This window comes from Lewinella sp. 4G2 (genome assembly GCF_001625015.1).
Classification (GTDB): domain Bacteria; phylum Bacteroidota; class Bacteroidia; order Chitinophagales; family Saprospiraceae; genus Neolewinella.
Map to the genome: position 1 here is coordinate 882417 of NZ_LVWJ02000014.1, position 20397 is coordinate 902813.

15 protein-coding genes are annotated in these 20397 nt (G+C 53.8%); 9 read left to right on the plus strand and 6 right to left on the minus strand.

All coding sequences use genetic code 11. From position 1 onward, the window contains the following. Window positions 1-18: 18 nt before the first annotated feature. Window positions 19-1119 (plus strand): VWA domain-containing protein, encoded by a 1101-nt coding sequence (locus A3850_RS04990; protein WP_068214786.1) that lies wholly within the window; start codon window positions 19-21, stop codon window positions 1117-1119. 11 nt (window positions 1120-1130) lie between these two features. Here A3850_RS04990 and A3850_RS04995 read toward each other — a convergent pair whose 3' ends face one another. After that, window positions 1131-1622, minus strand: coding sequence for a hypothetical protein (locus A3850_RS04995; RefSeq protein ID WP_068214787.1), 492 nt, complete (start codon window positions 1620-1622; stop codon window positions 1131-1133). Between the two features lie 73 nt (window positions 1623-1695). After that, the gene (locus tag A3850_RS05000; protein WP_068214788.1) at window positions 1696-2460 is read right to left on the minus strand and encodes an alpha/beta fold hydrolase; all 765 of its coding nucleotides are present in this window, start codon (window positions 2458-2460) and stop codon (window positions 1696-1698) included. Window positions 2461-2796: 336 nt separating this feature from the next. Between A3850_RS05000 and A3850_RS05005 the strand changes: the two genes are divergently transcribed. The 3 genes from A3850_RS05005 (at window position 2797) to A3850_RS20120 (ending at window position 4975) form a co-directional block, all read left to right on the plus strand. Then, window positions 2797-3327 (plus strand): hypothetical protein, encoded by a 531-nt coding sequence (locus tag A3850_RS05005; protein WP_157500893.1) that lies wholly within the window; start codon window positions 2797-2799, stop codon window positions 3325-3327. 70 nt (window positions 3328-3397) lie between these two features. Beyond that, window positions 3398-3937: a hypothetical protein gene (locus A3850_RS05010; protein WP_068214790.1), complete on the plus strand. Its 540-nt coding sequence runs from the start codon at window positions 3398-3400 to the stop codon at window positions 3935-3937. A 414-nt stretch (window positions 3938-4351) separates the two neighbouring features. Further along, a complete protein-coding gene (locus tag A3850_RS20120; RefSeq protein ID WP_157500897.1) occupies window positions 4352-4975 on the plus strand; it encodes a hypothetical protein in 624 nt (207 codons plus the stop codon). A 210-nt stretch (window positions 4976-5185) separates the two neighbouring features. On the opposite strand, the gene A3850_RS05015 is transcribed toward A3850_RS20120, so the two are convergent. Beyond that, a complete protein-coding gene (locus tag A3850_RS05015; RefSeq protein ID WP_076639925.1) occupies window positions 5186-6517 on the minus strand; it encodes a glycosyltransferase family 39 protein in 1332 nt (443 codons plus the stop codon). Window positions 6518-6802: 285 nt separating this feature from the next. On the opposite strand from A3850_RS05015, the gene A3850_RS05020 reads away from it, so the two are divergent. Both A3850_RS05020 and A3850_RS05025 read left to right on the plus strand, forming a co-directional pair. Further along, entirely contained in the window at window positions 6803-7405 is a 603-nt protein-coding gene (locus tag A3850_RS05020; protein WP_068214792.1) for a hypothetical protein, read from the plus strand. A gap of 105 nt (window positions 7406-7510) precedes the next feature. Further along, complete coding sequence (locus A3850_RS05025) at window positions 7511-8014, plus strand: DUF4174 domain-containing protein (RefSeq protein WP_197493987.1); 504 nt, start codon at window positions 7511-7513, stop codon at window positions 8012-8014. A 38-nt stretch (window positions 8015-8052) separates the two neighbouring features. Here the strand turns inward: A3850_RS05025 and A3850_RS05030 are convergent, their stop codons facing one another. Further along, window positions 8053-8580, minus strand: a complete 528-nt coding sequence (locus A3850_RS05030; RefSeq protein WP_068214794.1) for a C40 family peptidase — start codon at window positions 8578-8580, stop codon at window positions 8053-8055. Window positions 8581-8738: 158 nt separating this feature from the next. Beyond that, complete coding sequence (locus tag A3850_RS05035) at window positions 8739-10955, minus strand: ATP-dependent DNA helicase RecQ (protein WP_068214795.1); 2217 nt, start codon at window positions 10953-10955, stop codon at window positions 8739-8741. A 372-nt stretch (window positions 10956-11327) separates the two neighbouring features. Here A3850_RS05035 and A3850_RS05040 point away from each other — a divergent pair, with 372 nt between their 5' ends. Next, entirely contained in the window at window positions 11328-12302 is a 975-nt protein-coding gene (locus tag A3850_RS05040; RefSeq protein WP_068214796.1) for an SIS domain-containing protein, read from the plus strand. A gap of 48 nt (window positions 12303-12350) precedes the next feature. On the opposite strand, the gene A3850_RS05045 is transcribed toward A3850_RS05040, so the two are convergent. After that, window positions 12351-13343 carry a MoxR family ATPase gene (locus A3850_RS05045; protein WP_068214797.1) on the minus strand — a complete coding sequence of 331 codons (993 nt, stop codon included), beginning with the start codon at window positions 13341-13343 and terminating at the stop codon, window positions 12351-12353. Between the two features lie 1449 nt (window positions 13344-14792). Between A3850_RS05045 and A3850_RS05060 the strand changes: the two genes are divergently transcribed. Further along, the gene (locus A3850_RS05060; RefSeq protein WP_082921629.1) at window positions 14793-15206 is read left to right on the plus strand and encodes a hypothetical protein; all 414 of its coding nucleotides are present in this window, start codon (window positions 14793-14795) and stop codon (window positions 15204-15206) included. Window positions 15207-15352: 146 nt separating this feature from the next. Next, window positions 15353-20380 carry a DUF4132 domain-containing protein gene (locus A3850_RS05065; protein WP_068214800.1) on the plus strand — a complete coding sequence of 1676 codons (5028 nt, stop codon included), beginning with the start codon at window positions 15353-15355 and terminating at the stop codon, window positions 20378-20380. Window positions 20381-20397 lie beyond the last annotated feature (17 nt).

A 20397-nucleotide genomic window follows, 5' to 3' on the forward strand; every position in this document is an offset into this window, starting at 1 on the left:
ATCAATAAGTAGCGCGCAATGGAAGATCAGGAATACCTACGCAAGTGGCGCCTCATCCTGGGAAAGGAGGCGGAAGACCCGGACGGGGGCAGCGACGTCAACCTCCCCTCCCGCCTGGCCGGAATGGACGACACCCTGGAGGCGCTCTACGCCGGCCAGGACCGTAAGGGTGGCCTCGGCCGCTCCAGCCCCAACGTGAACCGCTGGTTGGGAGACATCCGAAAGTACTTCCCCTCCGATACCGTCCACCTGCTGCAACGGGACGCCCTGGAACGTTTAGGCCTCCAACAGATGCTGTTGGAACCGGAGTTGCTGGATACCATTGAGCCGGACGTCCACCTCGTCGGTTCCCTACTGAGCCTGAAAAATCTGTTGCCGGACCGTAGCCGGGAGTCCGCCCGCGCCGTTGTGATGAAGGTGGTCCAACAACTGGAGAAGCAACTCAAACGGCCCGTAGAGCAAGCCCTGGCCGGCCGCCGCCGCCAGCATAACCGCAACCGCCGCCCCCGGCCGAGCGACATCGATTGGGACCAGACGATCCGCCGCAACATGAAGCACTATCAGCCGGAATACAAGACGGTACTGCCGGTGGATCTGCGTGGCCTCAGCCGTTCCAAAGCCGGCCTGAAACACATCATTCTGCTGATTGACCAATCCGGGTCCATGGCTGCTTCGGTGGTGTACGCCGGGGTCATCTCCTGCATTCTGGCGAGCATCTCCACGCTCAAAACCCACGTCGTCACCTTCGATACGAGCGTGGTGGACCTCACGGACCAATTGCCCGATCCCCTCGAATTACTCTTCGCCATACAGCTGGGGGGCGGCACGGACATCGGTAAAGCGCTACGCTACGCCGAACGCCTGAATACGAACCCCCGCGATACGGTACTGGTGCTGCTGAGTGACCTCTTTGAAGGCGGGCAGGTACAGGGCATGCTGGCGGCCATGCGGCGGTTACAGCAAACTGGCATCACAATTTTACCGCTACTGGCGCTGAGCGACGAAGGGGCGCCGGCCTACGATAAGGAGGTGGCCGCTGCGCTCATGGATATGGGGCTGCACCCCTTCGCCAGCACGCCGGGCAAGTTTGCGGACGTTCTGGCGGAGGCACTGTATTAGTAGTTCGACGTCTAAAAGGTAGTGTCGATAATGCGCAGGCGCTTCTTCCTCCCCAGCTTGAATTTTTTCTGCCCGAGGAAACGATTCAGGATGTACCCCGTAGCGAAAGACCCGGCGCCTACGGCCAGTTGCCCGCCGGAGATCTGGGAATCCGGGTCGCCATCCGTGTTGTAGCCGAGGAGGCCGATGGTCGTCCACACGACGCCGAACGTCATCAAACTCAATCCAGCGGCCTTGCCGAAGGTGCTCCCCCGGTGGAGGGAGTGGATATTTTCCAGCAGGATGAAGCGGTCGTTGATCACGAGTGCCTGGATGTCCGGCCGCATTTCTTCGATGCGGCCTTCCTGCCAAAAATTATCGCCCTGCATTTTGAAGCGCAGCGTTTCTCCCTCGTACACCCGTTCCGTCCCCGCTTTTCCGACCTTCTCCAGCAGCATCACTTTCTGGGCGCTGCCGCAGGTGCAGAGAAATAGGACGAGGGTAAGGGCTAGCAAAAGGCGCATATATCAAAAGGGATTGTAGCGTAAGCGGTAGGGTTGGTCTACGGGCGATAAAGATAAGGGCGCGCGGGAGCTACTACGTGGCTAGAAAGTTAGTGACGAGACTGGACAATTCTTCCGGCCGTTCGGCGTGGACCCAGTGGCCCGCCCCTTCCACGGTAGCCAGGGTGGCGGCGGGGAAAAGGTCGTGGATGTAGTCCAGGTCCTCATCCCTGACGTAGCCGCTGCGGCCTCCGCGCAAGAAAAGGGCCGGCCCGGTAAAGGAGTCCCCGAAGTTACCGACGGGTCCGATCAGGTTCTCGTACTGGGCGGTGATAACGGGGAGGTTCATCCGCCACTGGTAGCCGCCGGCGGGGTTGCGGGCCAGGTTTTTTAGCAGGAAGAGCTGGATGCCGGGGTCAGATACGTAGGCGGCCATGAGGCGGGCAGCCTCCTTGCGGTCACTCACCTCGGCGGGGTCGAAGGCCTGGAGGGCGCTGAACACATCATCGTGCCCCCGCCGGTACTGCCGGGGTGCCATGTCGACGACGATCAGTTTGGCGACGAGGTCGTTACGGTCGAGGGCGAGTTGCATGGCCGCCTTCCCGCCCATGCTGTGGCCCATCAGGTAGACCGGGGGTAGCTCGAGGTGCTCGATGAGTTCGACCACGGCGTCGGCCATCCCTGCGTAAGAGAATTCATCGACGTGGGGGCTGCGCCCGTGGTTGGGAAGGTCCACCAGGATGACCTGGTAGTTCTCCGCCCACTGGCGGGCGAGGGTTTTCCAGTTGTCCAGCATCCCGAATAAGCCGTGGAGGATGACGAGGGGCTGGCCGGTGCCGAAGACTTTGTGGTGGAGCATGGGTGGGCGGTTAGTGTAGTCAGGAACGCTAGGATTTGAATGAGGTAAGGATCGATTGGCTGGGATAGTTGAGTTTGGGAAATACGTAAACACAGAAAACATAAAAACCACAGAGTGGATGAGCGCCGCCGCTCTATTCTCCTTAATCCTCTTTGTCATCCTAAACTTCTTGTCGAAAAACTACCAAGATGATGACTTCGTACTCCCTCCACAGTAAGCGGTCGGTTTACGTAAAACAATCGTCCAATAATCACGTAGGAGAATAGACCAGCTGCGGTGTTGTAAGAAATACGGCCAATGGCAAACCCATACCGCATGTTTCGTCTTTAACCCTCCGTGCAAAGAGAACCCCGCATACTTGATCACCCCGGTCTGCATCCCCTCTGGGAAAGTTTGGAGCGGGAGCGCCGCCAACAGCAGTGGTTCGCCATCGCGCTGATGATCGCCGGGCTACTGGGCGCCATCGGTGGCGTGGTGGCGGGGAACATTCTCTTCCCCTTCGTCGGTGCCGTAGTGGCGACGCTTTCCCTCTTCTGGCTGTACCGGATCCTCAGCGAACAGCCCATCGCGGTACTGCGGCGGTGGCTGCGGGAGGAGCCCGAACGCTTCGCCTGGGTGTATACGACCCACACGGAACGGATGCCCTTTGGTTTCAAGACCCAATCTCAGGGCACCCTTTACCTCGTCGAACCGGATGGAAAAACCCATTCCTACAGCCTGGAGCCCAAGGACCTCAAGCTGGTAGGTAAAACCCTGAACCGCGTCCTACCCCACGCCGAGTTTGGGTATACGGAGGAGCGGGATTTGCGATACCGGGGGGAGGTGACGCGGGTGAAGGGGCGGGGGGAGGGGGATTTGTTTTTTTAGGGGGTGTGCTTTTGGTTTCTACTAGCTATATATCGGTCTTAAACCTCTCCCTCATACTTATATTGTTGCCATGACGATAGAGGATAAACATGTTCTTATTAACTTTATGAAAACGAAGAATATGACAATATTTACTCAGGCACTACTCTCTTTTGTTTGTGTATTTCTAGTACTAGGATGTACGACTACTGAAGATACCGTGCCACTTGATGATTTCACTGTAAAAGGAATCAAGATTTTAGAGCTTCCACTGTTTGATAGTAGCGGCAATCCATGGGAGGATGATGGTAGTCAAATTGACTTGTATGCTACATTTTATCTAAGAGATTTGATTATAAGTACCGACACTATACAAGACTTTAAAGTTGGTGAAGATGAACTAACATTACCGGAGACAATCGAGGTAAGACAAAGTGATGAAAAACTTAGATTCTCCCTCTTTGACTATGATCCTACAAGATTTTCACCATTAGGGTTTGGTGACTTTCGTGAAGTCTACGGGTTTACATGGTTTCCATCTTCAGGGCGACCAGCTAAGACGTCATCAGGAGCATTACCTTTTAGAGATCCTTTTGAAGGGATACATATTGAACTTTTACCTTTAGATTAAATGACACTTGACCATGTTTTTTATTTCATCTCCTGATTTATTCGTATTATAAATATTTTGCTTGATATACTACACTTCAACTTAAGATAGCGTTTGCGAAACATTACAACTGCTAAAGTCTTAAACTTAAATTTTGCTAAGTTGAAGTCGGGTACCCTCTCTTATTTTAAGCGACTTAATGTTCTATGCAGAAAATCATGAAGTTTATACCTGTATCAAAGTGGTTTGGCATTTAATCCTTTGATATTTTATAACAACGGTAGACATAAAAATAAAGTCGCGCTAAATTTCCCAAGCCACTGCGTTTCAGGTGTACTATCTTTGAATATTGTGAGAATGGAAGGATTCGGTAGCGGATTCCTCTGACCTTTTTGCAATGATTATCAAGTAAACAAAAGAGCGAATTATTCTCATATGAATCATGCACTACGTCTAATTATCATTATTTATTGCCTTACCAGCCAGACGCTCAGTGCCCAAACTTCACTAATAGTAGGGGTAGGATATGAAATAAACACTGTGTCAGGACCAAGTTCAATTGAAAATAGCTTTTTCAACGTGCCTACTAAGGATATGATATTTGATGCTCCAGTGGTGGAATTTATAGTAAGAAGAAGTCTTTCATCTTTTTCTGAAATTCAGCTTGGTTTATGCTACTCTCAACATCGTTTTATAGGTTTTCAGAGAGGAGGTATCAATCCTAGCGTGAACGAGTTTGGCTTCAGAAGATTTTCAGTCCAACCTCAATATGTTTATAGTAGGTATGAAAACATAGGGCTGACTGTGGGGCTCGATATTACAACACTCTTTAATCACTATCGAGCTCCAAAAAGCCAGGGGAGAAGTTTTGTAAATGCTAAGCGTCCTGAGGATTTCAATACCCAATTTGGTGTGGTAGGTGGATTCACTTACGGGTTCAAAAGGTTTTCAGTAGGACTTCAAGCCACCTTTGGTTTATTGTATCGTAAAGAGTATTCCAATTACATCAACGAAGTGAATTTTTATAGACTATCGTTTTGCTACAGTTTAAAAAAATAGAGGTAGATCTCTAATATCATTTTTAGTTTGAGGCGGTGTATTTGTGTCTGACAGCCATGGTGACACGTGGCACTCTACACAATTCCATTGATTTTGTATGACTCCTCGCCTTTAAATAAACTCATCGAAGCGGAAAACTCGATTGGTAGACAGTCGGATGCTACTAGATAGCTTACATAACTAATTTGATCAAGCTGAATTATTCAAAATTTATTCTTCCTCAACAATTACCGTATACACACTACGCAGCGAATCTAAAGTACGCTGATCAGGCACGTAGTCGTAGGAAGCTACAACGTTGAGAAAAAACATATCATTGTAGGGTGTCGGAGAATTGAATATGACTGTGCGATCTAAATCACTGTTTTTGAGAGTTTGTAATCTTGCTACTAAATTTTCGTCGTGTTCTCTAGGGTGTAAACTTTCGTAAAAGTGAACAATGGGCGATACGAATCCCAATATAAACAACAACTTCCCTATTGGTAGTCGGTGCCATTTCTTCCAATCGTAAATTGCTTTCAGAGCCACACCGCTTGCAATGAATATGGCTGGAGCCGTGAAGTAAACGTAACCTTGCATCTTTGTGGCCACAAAGCTGAAAAATATTAAGGGAACGATTATCCAAAGCAGCAAGAATCGATATCGTTCAGGGTTCGATTTGGTCGCATAGTAGATTAACAAACCGATAGATAGGATCCATATCTCGCCATAGTTATAGATAGACTTATCCAGGAAGAACAAATAGCCATTTTCGTGCCCTTCCAGGTATTGAGTAATGTGCTGGAAATTATGCGCTTGAGTAGCCAGATAGACTTCTGGGAAAGAAGTATACGCATAGATCTGCCACGGTAACCATACTATTACGCTACAAACAGCAATTATTGCTGTTTCTAAAAGTACGTTTAGAAATTTTCCATTTCTCAGTTCAAAGGCGATGTAGGCAAGCAAAATGGTGTAGGCAGGTAGCCACTTTACTAGTACTGCCAAACCTATGGTAACACCTATTAACGCACACTTTAGATAACGACTACGCATTTTGCTTGCGGTAACTAGATAAGCTGCCACTGCTATCCAAAACATAAAATGAACATCAATGTGATCAGTAGCTTCAACACCTATTGATAGCTCATTGGATAAACCATGAATGGAAAAGAGTAAAGCCGCATAAAAACCAGAACCCTCATCAAAAAGACTTCTTCCGATTAAGAAAGTCAAGAATATAGCCATACTGACCATCAGGATCGAAGGGAGTCGTACTCCAAAAGTAGATCGTCCGAAAAAGTGGATTGAAGAACCAATTGTCCAAAAAGGAAGCGGTTGCTTATGCATCCATACGTGGCTTCTTGACCAGACTCCGACGTCAGTCCGAAGCACGGGATTTTGGTAAAGCGTTGGTCTGAGCCAAAGGTGATCTTCACTAATATTTGACGCAACTACGCCATGGTAGCGTTCATCCCAATCATTCAGTAGAGGTTGCTGATTTGATATATGTATTTTGATCAAGGCACTAAGTAGACATAGAATCAAGACTAGGTATTTCATGCTATTCAGGATTCTAGCGTCTAATTATTGACGGTATATCAGATGTAAGGCTGAATGAGTTGCAAGTAGGTAGCGATGTAAAGTCGTTATTTCAAAATCAACGGAACTCCTTAATAGTAATCACCCGCCGTAAAACTACGACTAGTAATATAGTCAAGATCAGTACTGCATTGTGCATCGCCACTCACCTTTAAGATTCACGCTCCCCGAAACAAAATCGCCGGAAGGCTACTTCTACTCCTACCCTGGCCGCGTCCTCGTCACCCCACCAAAAACCAACCCACCATGTCCTTCTGGGATTCCATCACCGAGCTATTTCGCAGTGCCGAAGAGAGCACGCCGGGCAACGCGGCCGTCCACGAACTCATCGTGCGGGATGAGGAATATCTGGAGGGGTACGAGCAGTGGAAGCGGACCCACAACAGCCGTCGCCTCCTGGATTGGCTGGAGGAGCAGTACGCCACCCACAAGGCCGGAGCACCGACGGACCAGGGAGTCGGCTTTCTGAACCTCTCCAGCAGCAAGGGTTTCGTGATCTACTTTAAGGAACTCAACTACCAACCGGAGGAGATCGCCTATTTCTTTGACTTCCTGAAGGAGCGCGTCCTCACCCTCAACTACCGGAGCGACATTTCGGACCGCCGCATCTTCAGCCGGCGGGACTGGGTGGAGACCCAGGAACGGCACTACCTCAAGCCCATCAACACCTTTGAGGAAGGGGAACTGCTGCACCAGGCCTTCGGCAACATCACCATTCAGCACGAACTACGGGATGGGGTGCCCCACAACCTCCGCCTCCGGGCCACCTTTTACAGCGACGCGCTTTACGAAGAGGCTCATTCCTTTGGCGCCCTGATGATCGCTCTGGCGCACCGGTCCCCCGGCTAACGCTTGCTCACCGAGTGCACCCTATTCCGAACTTTGCACCCGCGGAAGCGCCCTAAGCCGCTGACTAACAGGGAACAAATGGGGCTGAGCTTCCGTACTACTAGTATGAAATCTATCTGCCTGAGTATCGCGTTGCTTTTTTGTTTTTCCTCCGCGGTGGAAGGGCAGTCCCTGAATGAATTTCAGTGGAAATCGCGCCTAGTGCTCCTGTTTACGCCGGACCCGGGGGACCCACTTTTTGAGGAGCAGGTACGGCTACTTTACCTGCAGCGGGAAGCATTCGAAGAGCGGGACGTGAAGTTCATGTGGATCACCCCAGACGGTAAATTTGAGAATACCGGGCGCTTTTTGGACGAGTCCTTCGCCCGCCAGTACTACGAACGGTTTGACCCCCGGCAGTATGAATTTACGATGATTCTCGTGGGGATGGACGGCAACGAAAAATTCCGCGCCACGAACCGATTGACGCCAGCCTCCGTCCTGGTAGAAATGATCGACGGCATGCCGATGCGGCAACGCGAAATCCTGCAGGGGTACGGGAATAAAAGCATGAGTGGCAAGGACCCTAGTAATCAGAACCGCCCGGCAAGTACCCGCCGCAGCTTCTAAATCAGGGTGTAGATGCTGGGCAAAATTGATGCCCGAACCTACCGTAACACGTTCCTAATCTGATACATCTTTGGTTTCCAGTAACTGGACGCCAAGATATCCTCGCGCATCACTCCGCGAGAGCTCGTAGCGTGAATTACCCACAACTCACCGGGTTGCGAGAGCACCACCACCGATACGTGAAAGACGGAGCCACCAGGCTTTTTGTAGAAGACGAGATCTCCCGGCCGGGCCTCACTCGCGTTTATGACTTTACCCTGTTTTGCCTGATCGCGTGACGTTCGGGCGATATCCAACCCCGCCCCCTGGTAGAGGTAAACGACGAGCCCAGAACAATCAAAACCTTCGTTGGGGCGGTTGCCGCCGTATTTGTAAGGAATACCAATGAGTTCCTGCGCGTGGGTGGTGATGTCCGACCGGATCCAGGAGTTGGGGTCTTCCGAACCCCGCGCTACCCGCGTGGGCTGTTGGGGGTTTCTGCCGATGGGGTCGGCGGGCTTGAAGAGGCCACACGAGGACAGCACGAACAGGCAGCACAACGACAGCAGGGCGGGGGTCAACTTCATCGGGCGGTAGGCATACGGCGTTAAAATTTGGTAGCAGCGGGCAGCACGAAAAACGGGCTACGCTGGTGCAAACGTAGCCCGTTTTGGAGAAATTGCCGTCGAGGAAAGCAATTAGGATTGCGGTAACGTCGCCGGCAAGGGAGACGCACCAGTACCGGTTAATTCGCCATTTCGGTCAGGAACTTGATGCGGACCAATTTGATCTCGTCGATGGTTACGTCCTCCTCCTTCAGGGTTTGGAAGGCGATGTCCGGATCGTCGGTATCGGCCTGCATGAAATACTCATAGGTATCCTCCAGGCTGTATTCATCCACCTCTTCTTCGATGTAATAATCGATGTTGAGTTTGGTGCCGGAATGGACGATGGAGACCATCTCTTCCAATAGCTCATCCATGGAAAGTTGGTTGCCCGAAGCGATGTCCTCCAGCGGAATCTTGCGATCTACGGCCTGGATGATGTTGACCTTTTTCTTCGACTTATTGGCCACCTGCTTGACGACGAAGTCCAGCGGGCGATCAATGTCGTTCTCCTCCACGTATTTCTCGATGAGTACGAGGAAGGGCGTTGCGTAACGGCGGGCCTTGTTGATGGAGATGCCGTTGATGTTCTTCATCTCATCCAGCGTGATGGGATAGCGGGTAGCCATCTCGATCAGACTGGGGTCCTGAAAGATCACGAAGGGAGGGATGCCCAGGCGGGCGGATTCTTTCTTCCGCAGGTCCTTCAGGGCGCGTAGTAGGGGTTCGTCCAGCGTGACGGCGCGGGCGTCGTCGGCGGCGGTACGGATGTCGGCGGCCAGTTCTTTCTCGAAATCGTGGTCAATCGGGATCTGGAAGCTGGTTGGCTTCTTGAGGAAGGCTTCGCCCTCTTCGGTGATCTTGATCGTACCGTAGCTCTCGATGTCCTTACGTACCAGGTTGTTGAGGAGGGCCTGGCGGAAGATAGAGCTCCACAGCACCTCGTCCTCTCCCTTGGCGACGCCGAAGCCTTCGCGGTTGACGAACTTGTAGTCCTTCATCTGCTTCGTCTCCTTACCGAGCACGAATTCGATGAGCATCTTGAGGGGGTAGTTCTCGTCGAGTTGCTTGACGGCCTTGAGGGCGTGGACCATCTTTTCCTTCACCTCCACCCGCTCTTTGGGGTGGCGGCAGTTGTCGCACATTTCGTTGCAGTTCTTCTCGTCGTATTCTTCCCCGAAGTAGTGGAGGAGGAAGCGGCGGCGGCAGGCGGTGGTTTCGGAATAGGCCATCACCTCCTGCATGAGTTGGGCGCCCATCTCCCGCTCCATGAGCGGCTTGTCGCGGAGGAATTTCTCCAGCTTCAGGATGTCCTTGTAGGCGTAAAAGGCAACGCAGCGGCCGTTGATGCCGTCGCGCCCGGCCCGCCCGGTTTCCTGGTAGTAGTTCTCGATGGACTTGGGGATGTCGTAGTGAATCACGAAACGGACGTCCGGCTTATCGATACCCATTCCGAAAGCGATGGTGGCGCAGATGACGTCGACGTCCTCCATCAGGAACTGGTCCTGGGTGCGGGAGCGGGTCTTGGGGTCCAGCCCGGCGTGGTAGGGGGCGGCGCGGACGTCGTTTACCCGCAGTGCTTCGGCGATCTCTTCGGCGGCCTTCCGGCTCTGTACGTAAACGATGCCGGACTCACCCGGTACTTCCTTTACACACTGGATGATCTGGCGAATGGTGTAGTCCTTCTTCCCCTTGGGGCGGACTTCGTAGTAGAGGTTATCCCGGTTAAAGGAGGAAACGAAGGTGCGGTGGTCGTCCCCCATCCGCAGGTTCTTGACGATGTCGGACTGCACCTTGGGCGTAGCCGTGGCCGTCAGGGCAATAATGGGAATATCGTGGCCGATAGCGTCGAGCATTTCACGGATGCGGCGGTATTCCGGGCGGAAGTCGTGGCCCCATTCGGAAATACAGTGGGCCTCGTCGATGGCAACGAAGGAGATATTGGAATCGCGGAAGAACTCGATGTTCTCCTCCTTCGTCAGGGTTTCCGGGGCGACGAACAGCAGTTTCGTATCACCGGAGCTGATGTCCTCCTTCACCTGCCGCATCTGGGTCTTGGAAAGGGAAGAGTTCAGGTAGTGGGCCACGGAATCCTTATCGCTGTAGGACCGGATGGAATCCACCTGGTTCTTCATCAGGGCGATGAGGGGGGAAATGACGAGGGCGCAGCCGTCCATCATTAGCCCGGGGAGTTGGTAGCAGAGGCTCTTTCCGCCGCCCGTGGGCATAATTACGAAGGTATCTTTTCCTTCAAAAAGGGAAGTGATGATGGCCTTCTGGTTACCCTTGAATTGATCGAAGCCGAAGTAATCCTGTAAGGCTTGGTCGATGTGGTTCTTAACTGGTGTGGCGGTCATTATGTTACGCACTTTGAATACTCTCCTTCAGTAAGGCCGGCGTGGAAAAAAGGTGGTTAGCCGGTAACCCAGAGTAACTGGAAGAAGAACTTTTTAAACTGTACTAGATGTCAGTAAAGTAGATGTGGATAGGTAATGGGAGTAATGCGCTAGATGTCAATCTGAAGAAGAGTAGCGGAACTATCTCTTTCCGTAAATTACGGCGTTTTCTCGACATAACCCGGGTATCCACTGAACTATTACGTCCACCCTTTATGGGCCAGGCAGCGCTTTGTGACTGCCTTTCAGTGGGTTAGACGGCGAATTTTCGCTAATGTCACTCAGCGGCTAAACCGGGAGGTTTTTTTCGAGCCCGCAAAAATACACTTTTCCGTGCATAACCATAAGCTCATCACCGAAACGGCCCGCCGCACGCTGCGCATCGAAGCTGAGGCCCTGGCCGGCCTGGTGGAGGGGATCGACCACCGTTTCGCCGAAAGTGTACAGGCCATTTTTTCCAGCAACGGCCGCGTCGTCGTTGCCGGGATCGGTAAGACGGCCCTCGTTGCCAAGAAGATCGTCGCTACCCTCAACAGCACGGGCACCCCGGCTACCTTCCTCCACGCGGCCGACGCCATCCACGGCGATATCGGGATGATCCAACCGGGCGATACCGTCATCGTCATCAGCCGGAGTGGGGAGACGGAAGAGATCAAGATGATGGCCCTGCTCACGCGGCAAATGGGGAATACCCTCATCGCCATGGTGAGCCGCCCCGAATGTAGCCTGGCCCAGCTCGCCGACCACCTGTTGCTGGCCCCCTTCGACCGGGAGGCCGACCCCAACGAACTGGCCCCCACCACGAGTACGACCTTACAAATGGCCCTCGGTGATGCCCTGGCCACCGCCCTCCTGGCCCTCCGTGGTTTCTCCCCCGAAGACTTCGCCCGCTACCACCCCGGTGGCTCACTCGGCAAACAACTCTACCTCCGCGTGGCGGATCTGTACACCCACAACGAGCGGCCGGTCGTTCACCCCACCACTACTCTGCGGGCCACGGTGCTGGAAATGACGGCCAAGCGGCTCGGGGCAACGGCCGTCCTCGACCCCGACGATGACCGGTTACTGGGTATCGTTACCGACGGTGATTTACGACGCTTGCTCTCGGGGGAAGACGACCTGACGGGCGTCAACGCGGGCATCATGATGACGGCGGAGCCCAAAACCGTTCACTGCGATACGCTGGCCATCCAGGCGTTGTCCATCCTGCGGGAATACAGCATCAGCCAGCTTCCGGTCGTGGACGAAAGCGGGGCCTACCTCGGGTTCCTGCACCTGCACGACCTCGTCCGGGAAGGATTGGTATAGGGAGAGTTCCCGAGCCACAAAGTTTACTATCTGCCGAAGGGCAGTCCACTAGGGCACTTCTACGACGTTGAGGACGCGGGCGATAATGTCCTCCTGCTTGATGTTTTCCGCTTCGGCTTCGTAGCTGAGGCCGATCCGATGGCGGAGCACGTCTTCGCAGACGGAGCGGACGTCCTCCGGCGTCACGTAGCCACGGCGTTCGAGGAAGGCCTGGGCTTTGGCGGCCAGGGCGAGGTTGATGCTCGCGCGCGGGCTACCGCCGAAGGTGATGAGTGGTTTGAGGTCGCTCAGCCGGTAGGCTTCCGGTTCGCGGGTGGCGAAGACGATGTCGATGATGTAGCGTTCGATCTTGTCGTCCATGTAGATATTCCGCACGCTGTCGCGGGCCTTCAGGATCTCCGCCGTAGTCGCCACGGGGTTCACCTTTTCGAAGCCCTGGCTGATGTTGCGGCGCATGATTTCGCGTTCGTCCTCCCGCGTCGGGTAGCCGATGGTGCACTTGAGCATGAAACGGTCCGTCTGGGCTTCCGGCAGCGGGTAAGTCCCCTCCTGTTCGATGGGGTTCTGGGTGGCGAGGACGAGGAAGGGCTCTTCCAGTTTAAAGGTTTCGTCACCAATCGTTACCTGCCGTTCCTGCATCGCTTCGAGGAGGGCGGATTGCACTTTGGCCGGCGCCCGGTTGATCTCATCCGCCAACACGAAGTTGGCGAAAACGGGCCCTTTGCGCACGGTAAAATCGTTCACGGCCTGGTTGTAAATCATCGTTCCGACGATATCCGCGGGCAGCAGGTCCGGTGTGAATTGGATGCGGCTGAAGTCGGCCGAGATCGTCTTCGCCAGCGTGTTGATGGCCAGCGTTTTGGCGAGTCCGGGCAGCCCTTCCAGCAGGATGTGCCCTTTGCTGAGCAGCCCGAGCAGCAGCCGGTCCACCATGTATTCCTGCCCGACGATCACCTTGGAGGTCTCCTTACGGATCCGGTCCACGACCTCGGAGTCGATGGCGATCTGTTGGTTAAGGGCGGCAATATCTACGGTGGCCATGGGCGGATTTTTGTCTGGGGTGTGCGCGAAAATAAGGTTTCCTGCGTCTTTGCCCGAAACGCTCTATAAGGTGTTTTGGGCGCTGCCGCAGGTGCAAGGTAAGGATAAGGGGGGAGGGATTGGGATCGACCTTTATTGGCTGGACTGTAAGGGCTCCTTTAATAATTTGCTCAATAGCTGATGGAAGAAAAGTGCTTACGGTACTACCTTAAATCATTGAACTGCAAGGGACGCCCGTGGCGGACTCAACACAAAAGGCAAAAAAACTCAAAAAAGGCGATGCCGTCCGTATCCAATCTTCTACTCTTCCTTACCAACTTATATTTCTTGTCGCTAATGGAGGATTATAATCCACACTTCTTAATCGTCTCTATCGCCCAATACTTCTTTGCGAAACTAAAAAACAGGCGGAGCCACAATCAAACTTTGAGCTAATAGCTGTCCACGCATGTTTCGCCAAGAGGATCAAGATGTTTGAGACGAAAGAGAAGGACGATACCGGCTTCTCTCCCCTCTCTATCGCCCTATACTTCTTTGCGAAACTAAAAAGCAGGCGGAGCCACAATCAAACTTTGAGCTAATAGCTGTCCACGCATGTTTCGCAAAGAGGATTAAGATGTTTAAGACGAAAGAGAAGGACGATACCGGCTTCTCTCCCCTCTCTATCGCCCTATACTTCTTTGCGAAACTAAAAAGCAGACGGAACTACAATCCAACTTTTAGCTAGTAGCTGTCCACGCATGTTTCGCAAAGAGGATCAAGATGTTTAAGACGAAAGAGAAGGACGATACCGGCTTCTCTTCCCTCTCTATCGCCCTATACTTCTTTGCGAAACTAAAAAGCAGGCAGAGCCACAATCCAACTTTGAGCTAATAGCTGTCCACGCATGTTGCGCAAAGAGGATCAGGATGTTTAAGACGAAAGAGAAGGACAATACCGGCTTCTCTCCCCTCTCTATCGCCCTATACTTCTTTGCGAAACTAAAAAGCAGGCGGAGCCACAATCCAACTTTTAGCTAGTAGCTGTCCACGCATGTTTCGCAAAGAGGATCAGGATGTTTAAGAAGAAAGAGAAGGACGATACCGGCTTCTCTCCCCTCTCTATCGCCCTATACTTCTTTGCGAAACTAAAAAGCAGGCGGAGCCACTATCCAACTTTGAGCTTACAGCTGTCCACGCATGTTTCGCAAAGAAGATCAAGATGTTTAAGACGAAAGAGAAGGACGATACCGGCTTCTCTTCCCTCTCTATCGCCCTATACTTCTTTGCGAAATAAGTAAAGCGTCTACCCAACCTAGCGGCAATGCAAGAAGACTAAAATAATTCACTTTTTAGTTACATACCATTGTAGAATACTCAAATAAAGTATATATTTGTTTCGTCGCTAGCTATTCAACACCAATTTGTTGTTACTCCAGCGATAGAATAACCCTCCCTTCAACTTCATCCCATGCAAGCCATCTCCATTCAACTCAAGCGACTTGGTAAGAAGAAGATCCGGCGGATAGATTACGAGTTGCCACCGGTGCAGGACCTGCGGGGATTGCTCGAGGCGATCGTCCGGCAGGAGGTAGCCAAGTTTAATGCTAAACGGGAAGAGGTACAATTGATGCCCTTTCTCACACCGGGAGATATCGAACGGCAATCCCAGGACGGCAAGGTGGGCTTTGGTGACATCGCCAACCGCAATCTCGCGGAGGTCGAGCAAAGCATCGAGACCGCATTGCTGGCTTTTAAGGATGGTCTTTTCATCGTCTTCCATAATGACGTCGAGCTCCGTTCGTTGGAAGATCCGGTCACCCTGACGGAAGACAGCGAACTGGCTTTCTTGCGGATGACGTTTTTGACGGGGACTTTTTGGTAGTTTATAGTCTGTAGTCTATGGTCTACAGTCTGTAGTCGGCAGTCCCGCACTACAGACTATAGACTACAGACTATTGACCCTTTACCTCGCACCTGCGTCAGCGCCCATATCCTACTCAATTACACGAACACACATAAACCAACACCATGATCACATCGGAACAGGCGGATAAAGTATTTAAGGCGAATAAGGCGGCGGCACGAAAATTTTCCGTGTCGGACGTATTTATGGGCCGGTATAAGGAGTTGAGCGCCATCATTCGTAAGGGGTACCGTTTGAAGGGGAAGCGATCTCCAAAACAAGCTTATCTGGAGCATTTTCGGGCGGAGGAGAACCCTTGGGTGAGCTCTACCGGGGAGCGACTGGCCGAAGCACTCTTTGGGGAGCACGGCGCAGTTCACGCCAGCCGCGCCTGGGAATTACTGGGGCAGTTGCCCTACCAGACGGGGTACAGCCGCCGTCCGTTTCGATCCTCCGCCGCCGTGCATTCGCTGGAGAGGAAACTGAATTTCTTCCACCAGTGGGCCCAGGCTTGTGAGCAGGGGTTCCACCCGTTTACGGTAGCCGATACGATGCGATACGCCGTGTACTACAGCCGGGAGACCACCGCCTTCAGCCCAATGATTGCCGCCGCTCTGGAAGCGGAGGGGCCACGGGGAGAGCTGCACGAACTGGCCTGGGACATCCTCCAGGGAGAAGACGAAATTGGTGCCGTAAACCGCGCGTTGATCCAGGGCCTACTGATGACCGACCAGCCGGAAAGCTGGGAAATGGTGGAAAAATTATTACTCGCCGCCCAGCGGGAAGAAGGTCTGCGGCAGACCATTTTTGAAACCGTAGACGAAGGCCACATTGGTGCCTTCCGCCACTTCATCGAATTGATCCGGACACACGATCTGGCCCGCTTCAGTTCTGTCATCCGTGGCGTGGACGTCTGGTTTGGTTTCGGCTGGGAAGCCCCGAAGAAAAAGACGATCAACCGCGCACTGGAGATCGCGGCGGCGTGCCTGCAGGACGTTGAGGCGACCAACCGCTACGCAAATTCTAAGGATAGCCTGGAGTTTTACGTGGCCTTGTGGTCCGTTGCCGTGCAGAACGTGCTCAACGTACTGCCGACGGCGGCCGACATCATTCTGAAGGGCAACCGGACCCAACAGCTTGGTGCGTGTTATTTGATGATCCAAACCGGTTACAGCCACGATAGCATCAGCCAGTATTTCGAGGGGCAGTTTGGGCAGGATATCCTGTTGGACTATTACGTGACGCGCATCATGCCGGACGACACGCCGATCAGCGACCAGATGATGGAGCAATTGATCGCCCACGCTCAGTCGCTACCGAAGGATGGAAAAACCTACGAATCTGGCGTCTTCGAATGGATGGCCCCGAAGCTTACGCCCGAATACTTCTACGACTTCCTGATCCGGGAGGGGCAGGACCACCAACGTCACCGTTTGGCGGAGGACCTGTCCGCCCTGCCGAGTAATTCCCGGGAGTCGCTTCTGCGCAAGTTGTTCCCCGACCATTATACCTGGTCGATGCGCTACGACACCAACAAGAATCGCAAGCCGATCGCGCCGGCCGACCAGGGGTGGACGCGCAAGGTCATGCACCAGGCAATTACCGACCGGAACACCTCCGTGATGGCGACGGGGTTAACGCTGCTCCGGTCCGTCCCGCTAACGGACACCGACGTGGAAGTCGTCACCGGCCTGCTCAAGCGAAAGGGGAAGGACCTACGCGGCTCGTTGATCCAACTCATCCTCGCCCAACAGGAACCAAAAATCAAGGAATTCGAGAGCCGCTTGCTACAAGCGAAAACCGTGGACCAGCGCCTGGCGGGCCTGGAAGTCCTTAGTGTACTGAACGAACGGGGCGCCATGCCGGAGTACGTTGCAACTAGCGTGGCGACTTACCTCGAACGGGGTACTTTTTCCAAGAATGAATCCGTCCTGCTGGAACGTTTCAACCCGCCAGAAGAGCGGGATACCTTCTCGATAGCGAACGGCTTCGGGGTGGTGGATTACGATAATGTGCGTCCGCTGATCACACCACAGTTGAAGTTTAAGGCACCATCGTCCGGTGGGCTCCTCAGTAAAGTATTCGGAACCCGCCAGGTCTTTCTCTTCGCCAAGTTCGTGGATGCGGCTAAAATTCGGAGCGCCATCGAGGGCCTGGCCGCCGTCGTACGGGAGAACGCGACTTACGAGTACACGAGCGTTTATAATGATAGTTACGAGGAAACGTTCCTGTTACAGAACGCCATCAACCTCTTGCGGCCCAACCATACCTTTACCGCTCCGGTAGACCGGGTCAATGACCTGCCCCTCGCCGAAAAGTGGAAAGCCTGGTACGATGGTTCCGGCCTCAACGATTTTGAACTGCTCTTCCTTTACGCTTACCTGAAGGGGAAAGGCGGCAACATCGGTAAGACCTGGTACCGGCAGCTGCGGGACCAGTACTACCCCGAGATCAAGGACGTAGACACACTGGTGGGCGAGCGGGGTGCCTGGGATACCCTGCGCAGTAACCTGTCAACCGTTGCCCACGCCTTTTACTACGCCTACGCGGACCTGGCCACGCTTGATCAATTCCAGGTCGATATGCTGGAAGATATGCTCGCCCGCTGGCCCAATGATCAACGGCGTAACATCACGACTAAATCCCGGTGGGGTTACGATGAGACTTCCAAGTGGGTAGACCTAGTTACCCGACTTCACCCGGGCGTCTACAGTTGGCAGCCCCACGACCGTGGTCTGGGTACCGCGGAGCCAGCGACCCTGAGTCAGTATTATGATTTAAACCAATTGATCTTTGCGGCCTCACGCAGTAGTGCCTACCCGCCGCAACCGCTGCACGAAACGATCAATACCCAACAGCACAGTGGCTACTACTCACGCAGTAGAGGAGATACCGTACTCGCCAGACTACTGCACAAACGCGGGAGCATAACGGCGGACGAACTACTCGTCCACGCCCTCATCGATTCCCATTTCCTGGGAAGTCTCCACAACGCCGAGGCCATCAACGCCAGGAATACGAACCCCACCGACCCGTGGCCGGAGGGTTTAGTGGATGACCTCGCCGTCAACCTGCTCGCCGTCGAGTTGGACCGGGGCGACCTCGCCACCGAAGCCACGCCGTACACCAACAGCCTCAAGCGAGTGGAAGGTGCTAATTACCTCGTAGAGCTAGCCGCGCGGATGGGAAAGGAAACCCTCCACCGGGGCTACAGCTACGGCAACGATACGACGCGCAAAGAGAGCTTCAGCGCCCTCATCAAAAAGACCGTCCCGACGGAGGTGGACACGGTGGAAAGCTTCAACCAACAAGCCCGCGCCGTAAAGGTGACCGACAAACGCTGGTTGGAGATCGCCATGTACGCCCCCCAGTGGGCCACGTGGATCGGGGAGATGTTGAACATCAAGGACTTGGAATCCGCCGTCTGGTGGTTCCACGCCCACGCCAGCGAATATTCCAGTGAGCAGAAGGCCGGTATCGTTGCCCGGTACAGCCCCATTGAAATGGCCGATTTCCGGGAGGGCGCCATCGACATCGACTGGTTCGCGGAAGTGTACGATGCCGTCGGGAAGAAGACCTGGAAAATGCTGCACGACGCGGCGAAGTTCGTCACGGACGGAAATGGCCACCGCCAGGTTAAACTCTACTCCGGCATCATGCTGGGCGAGACCAAGATCACCGAGACGCTCAAAAAGATCAAGGAGAAGCGGGATAAGGTGTACGTGAAAGGACTTGGGCTCGTCCCCCTCAGCAAGAAGATCCCGCGCAAGGATACCCTGAAGCGGTACGAGCTTTTCCAGCAATTCCTCCACGAGAGCAAGCAGTTTGGCAACCAGCGGCGGGAAAGCGAAAAGAAGGCCGTGGAGATCGGCATTGAAAACCTGGCCCGAAACGCAGGTTACAGCGACCCCGTCCGCTTCAGCTGGATCATGGAAGGCCAGGCTACCCGCGCCATTATGGAAGAGTCCGTAGTGGAGATCGACCAGACGCAAGTCCGGTTGGTGATCGACGATTTTGGCAAAGCCGATATCCTGGTCACTAAGGCCGGGAAGAGCCAGAAGTCCATCCCCACCAAACTGCGAAAGCACAAGGACATTCTCCGCCTTAAGGCACACAAGGCTAAGTTGCGGAAACAGTACAGCCGGACCCTCAAGTCCCTCGAGCGAGCGATGGTGGACGGCCAGACCTTTACCGTGGAGGAGATCGCGGAGATCAACGACCACCCCGTGGTGAAGACGCTACTGGCGAAGCTCGTTCTCTTTCACCCCGAAAAGCAACTGACGGGTTTCTGGGCCCACGGCATGCTCATCGACGTAACGGGTAAAGCCCATGAGCTGGGCCGGGACGAAGTCGTCCGCATCGCCCACCCTACGGATCTCTACGCCACCGTGCAGTGGGATTTGTTCCAGCGGTACGCCTTCGACGAAAAGTTGGTGCAGCCCTTCAAGCAGATCTTCCGGGAGCTGTACCTACCTACGGCGAATGAGCGGGAGGAGCAGTACAAATCCAGCCGTTACCAAGGTAACCAGGTGCAGGTGAAGAAGACCGTCGCCCTGCTCACCAGCCGCGGCTGGACGGTAGACTACGATTCCGGTCTCCAGAAAGTGGACTACAAACGCGGCGTTGTCGCCTCCCTCTATGCCATGGCCGACTGGTTCTCCGCCGCTGAGATCGAAGCACCTACGTTGGAATACGTGGCCTTCCACAGCCGTTCGCACTACCGCGCCGTGGGGCTGGACGAGATCGATCCGATCCTCTTCAGCGAAACGATGCGAGACGTGGACCTGGTCGTCAGCGTCGCTAACGCGGGGCAGGTCGATCCCGAAGCGAGCCATTCCAGCATGGAGATGCGGGCTGCTCTGGCGCGGGAATCCGCCCGGCTCTTCCGCTTGGAAAACGTGGAGGTGAAGGAGCGATTCATCGTCATCGACGGGCTGCACGGTACCTACTCAATCCACCTGGGTAGTGGGATGGTGAGCAAGAATGGTTTGCAATTGGGCATCATCCCCGTCCATTCCCAGCACCGGGGGCGGGTATTCCTTCCCTTTGTGGATGACGACCCGAAATCAGCGGAAATCATTAGTAAGATGAAGCTGCTGGCGGAGGATGACCGGATTAAGGATCCGACGGTGTTGGCGCAGTTGATGAAGTAGTTCAGTTGCAATTATCA

Bases quoted from the DNA above. Each gene is read 5' to 3' on its own strand.
- A3850_RS04990 (WP_068214786.1), top strand. From the start codon at position 19: ATGGAAGATCAGGAATACCTACGCAAGTGGCGCCTCATCCTGGGAAAG.
- A3850_RS04995 (WP_068214787.1), bottom strand. From the start codon at position 1,622: ATGCGCCTTTTGCTAGCCCTTACCCTCGTCCTATTTCTCTGCACCTGC.
- A3850_RS05000 (WP_068214788.1), bottom strand. From the start codon at position 2,460: ATGCTCCACCACAAAGTCTTCGGCACCGGCCAGCCCCTCGTCATCCTC.
- A3850_RS05010 (WP_068214790.1), top strand. From the start codon at position 3,398: ATGACGATAGAGGATAAACATGTTCTTATTAACTTTATGAAAACGAAG.
- A3850_RS20120 (WP_157500897.1), top strand. From the start codon at position 4,352: ATGAATCATGCACTACGTCTAATTATCATTATTTATTGCCTTACCAGC.
- A3850_RS05015 (WP_076639925.1), bottom strand. From the start codon at position 6,517: ATGAAATACCTAGTCTTGATTCTATGTCTACTTAGTGCCTTGATCAAA.
- A3850_RS05020 (WP_068214792.1), top strand. From the start codon at position 6,803: ATGTCCTTCTGGGATTCCATCACCGAGCTATTTCGCAGTGCCGAAGAG.
- A3850_RS05025 (WP_197493987.1), top strand. From the start codon at position 7,511: ATGAAATCTATCTGCCTGAGTATCGCGTTGCTTTTTTGTTTTTCCTCC.
- A3850_RS05030 (WP_068214794.1), bottom strand. From the start codon at position 8,580: ATGAAGTTGACCCCCGCCCTGCTGTCGTTGTGCTGCCTGTTCGTGCTG.
- A3850_RS05035 (WP_068214795.1), bottom strand. From the start codon at position 10,955: ATGACCGCCACACCAGTTAAGAACCACATCGACCAAGCCTTACAGGAT.
- A3850_RS05045 (WP_068214797.1), bottom strand. From the start codon at position 13,343: ATGGCCACCGTAGATATTGCCGCCCTTAACCAACAGATCGCCATCGAC.
- A3850_RS05060 (WP_082921629.1), top strand. From the start codon at position 14,793: ATGCAAGCCATCTCCATTCAACTCAAGCGACTTGGTAAGAAGAAGATC.
- A3850_RS05065 (WP_068214800.1), top strand. From the start codon at position 15,353: ATGATCACATCGGAACAGGCGGATAAAGTATTTAAGGCGAATAAGGCG.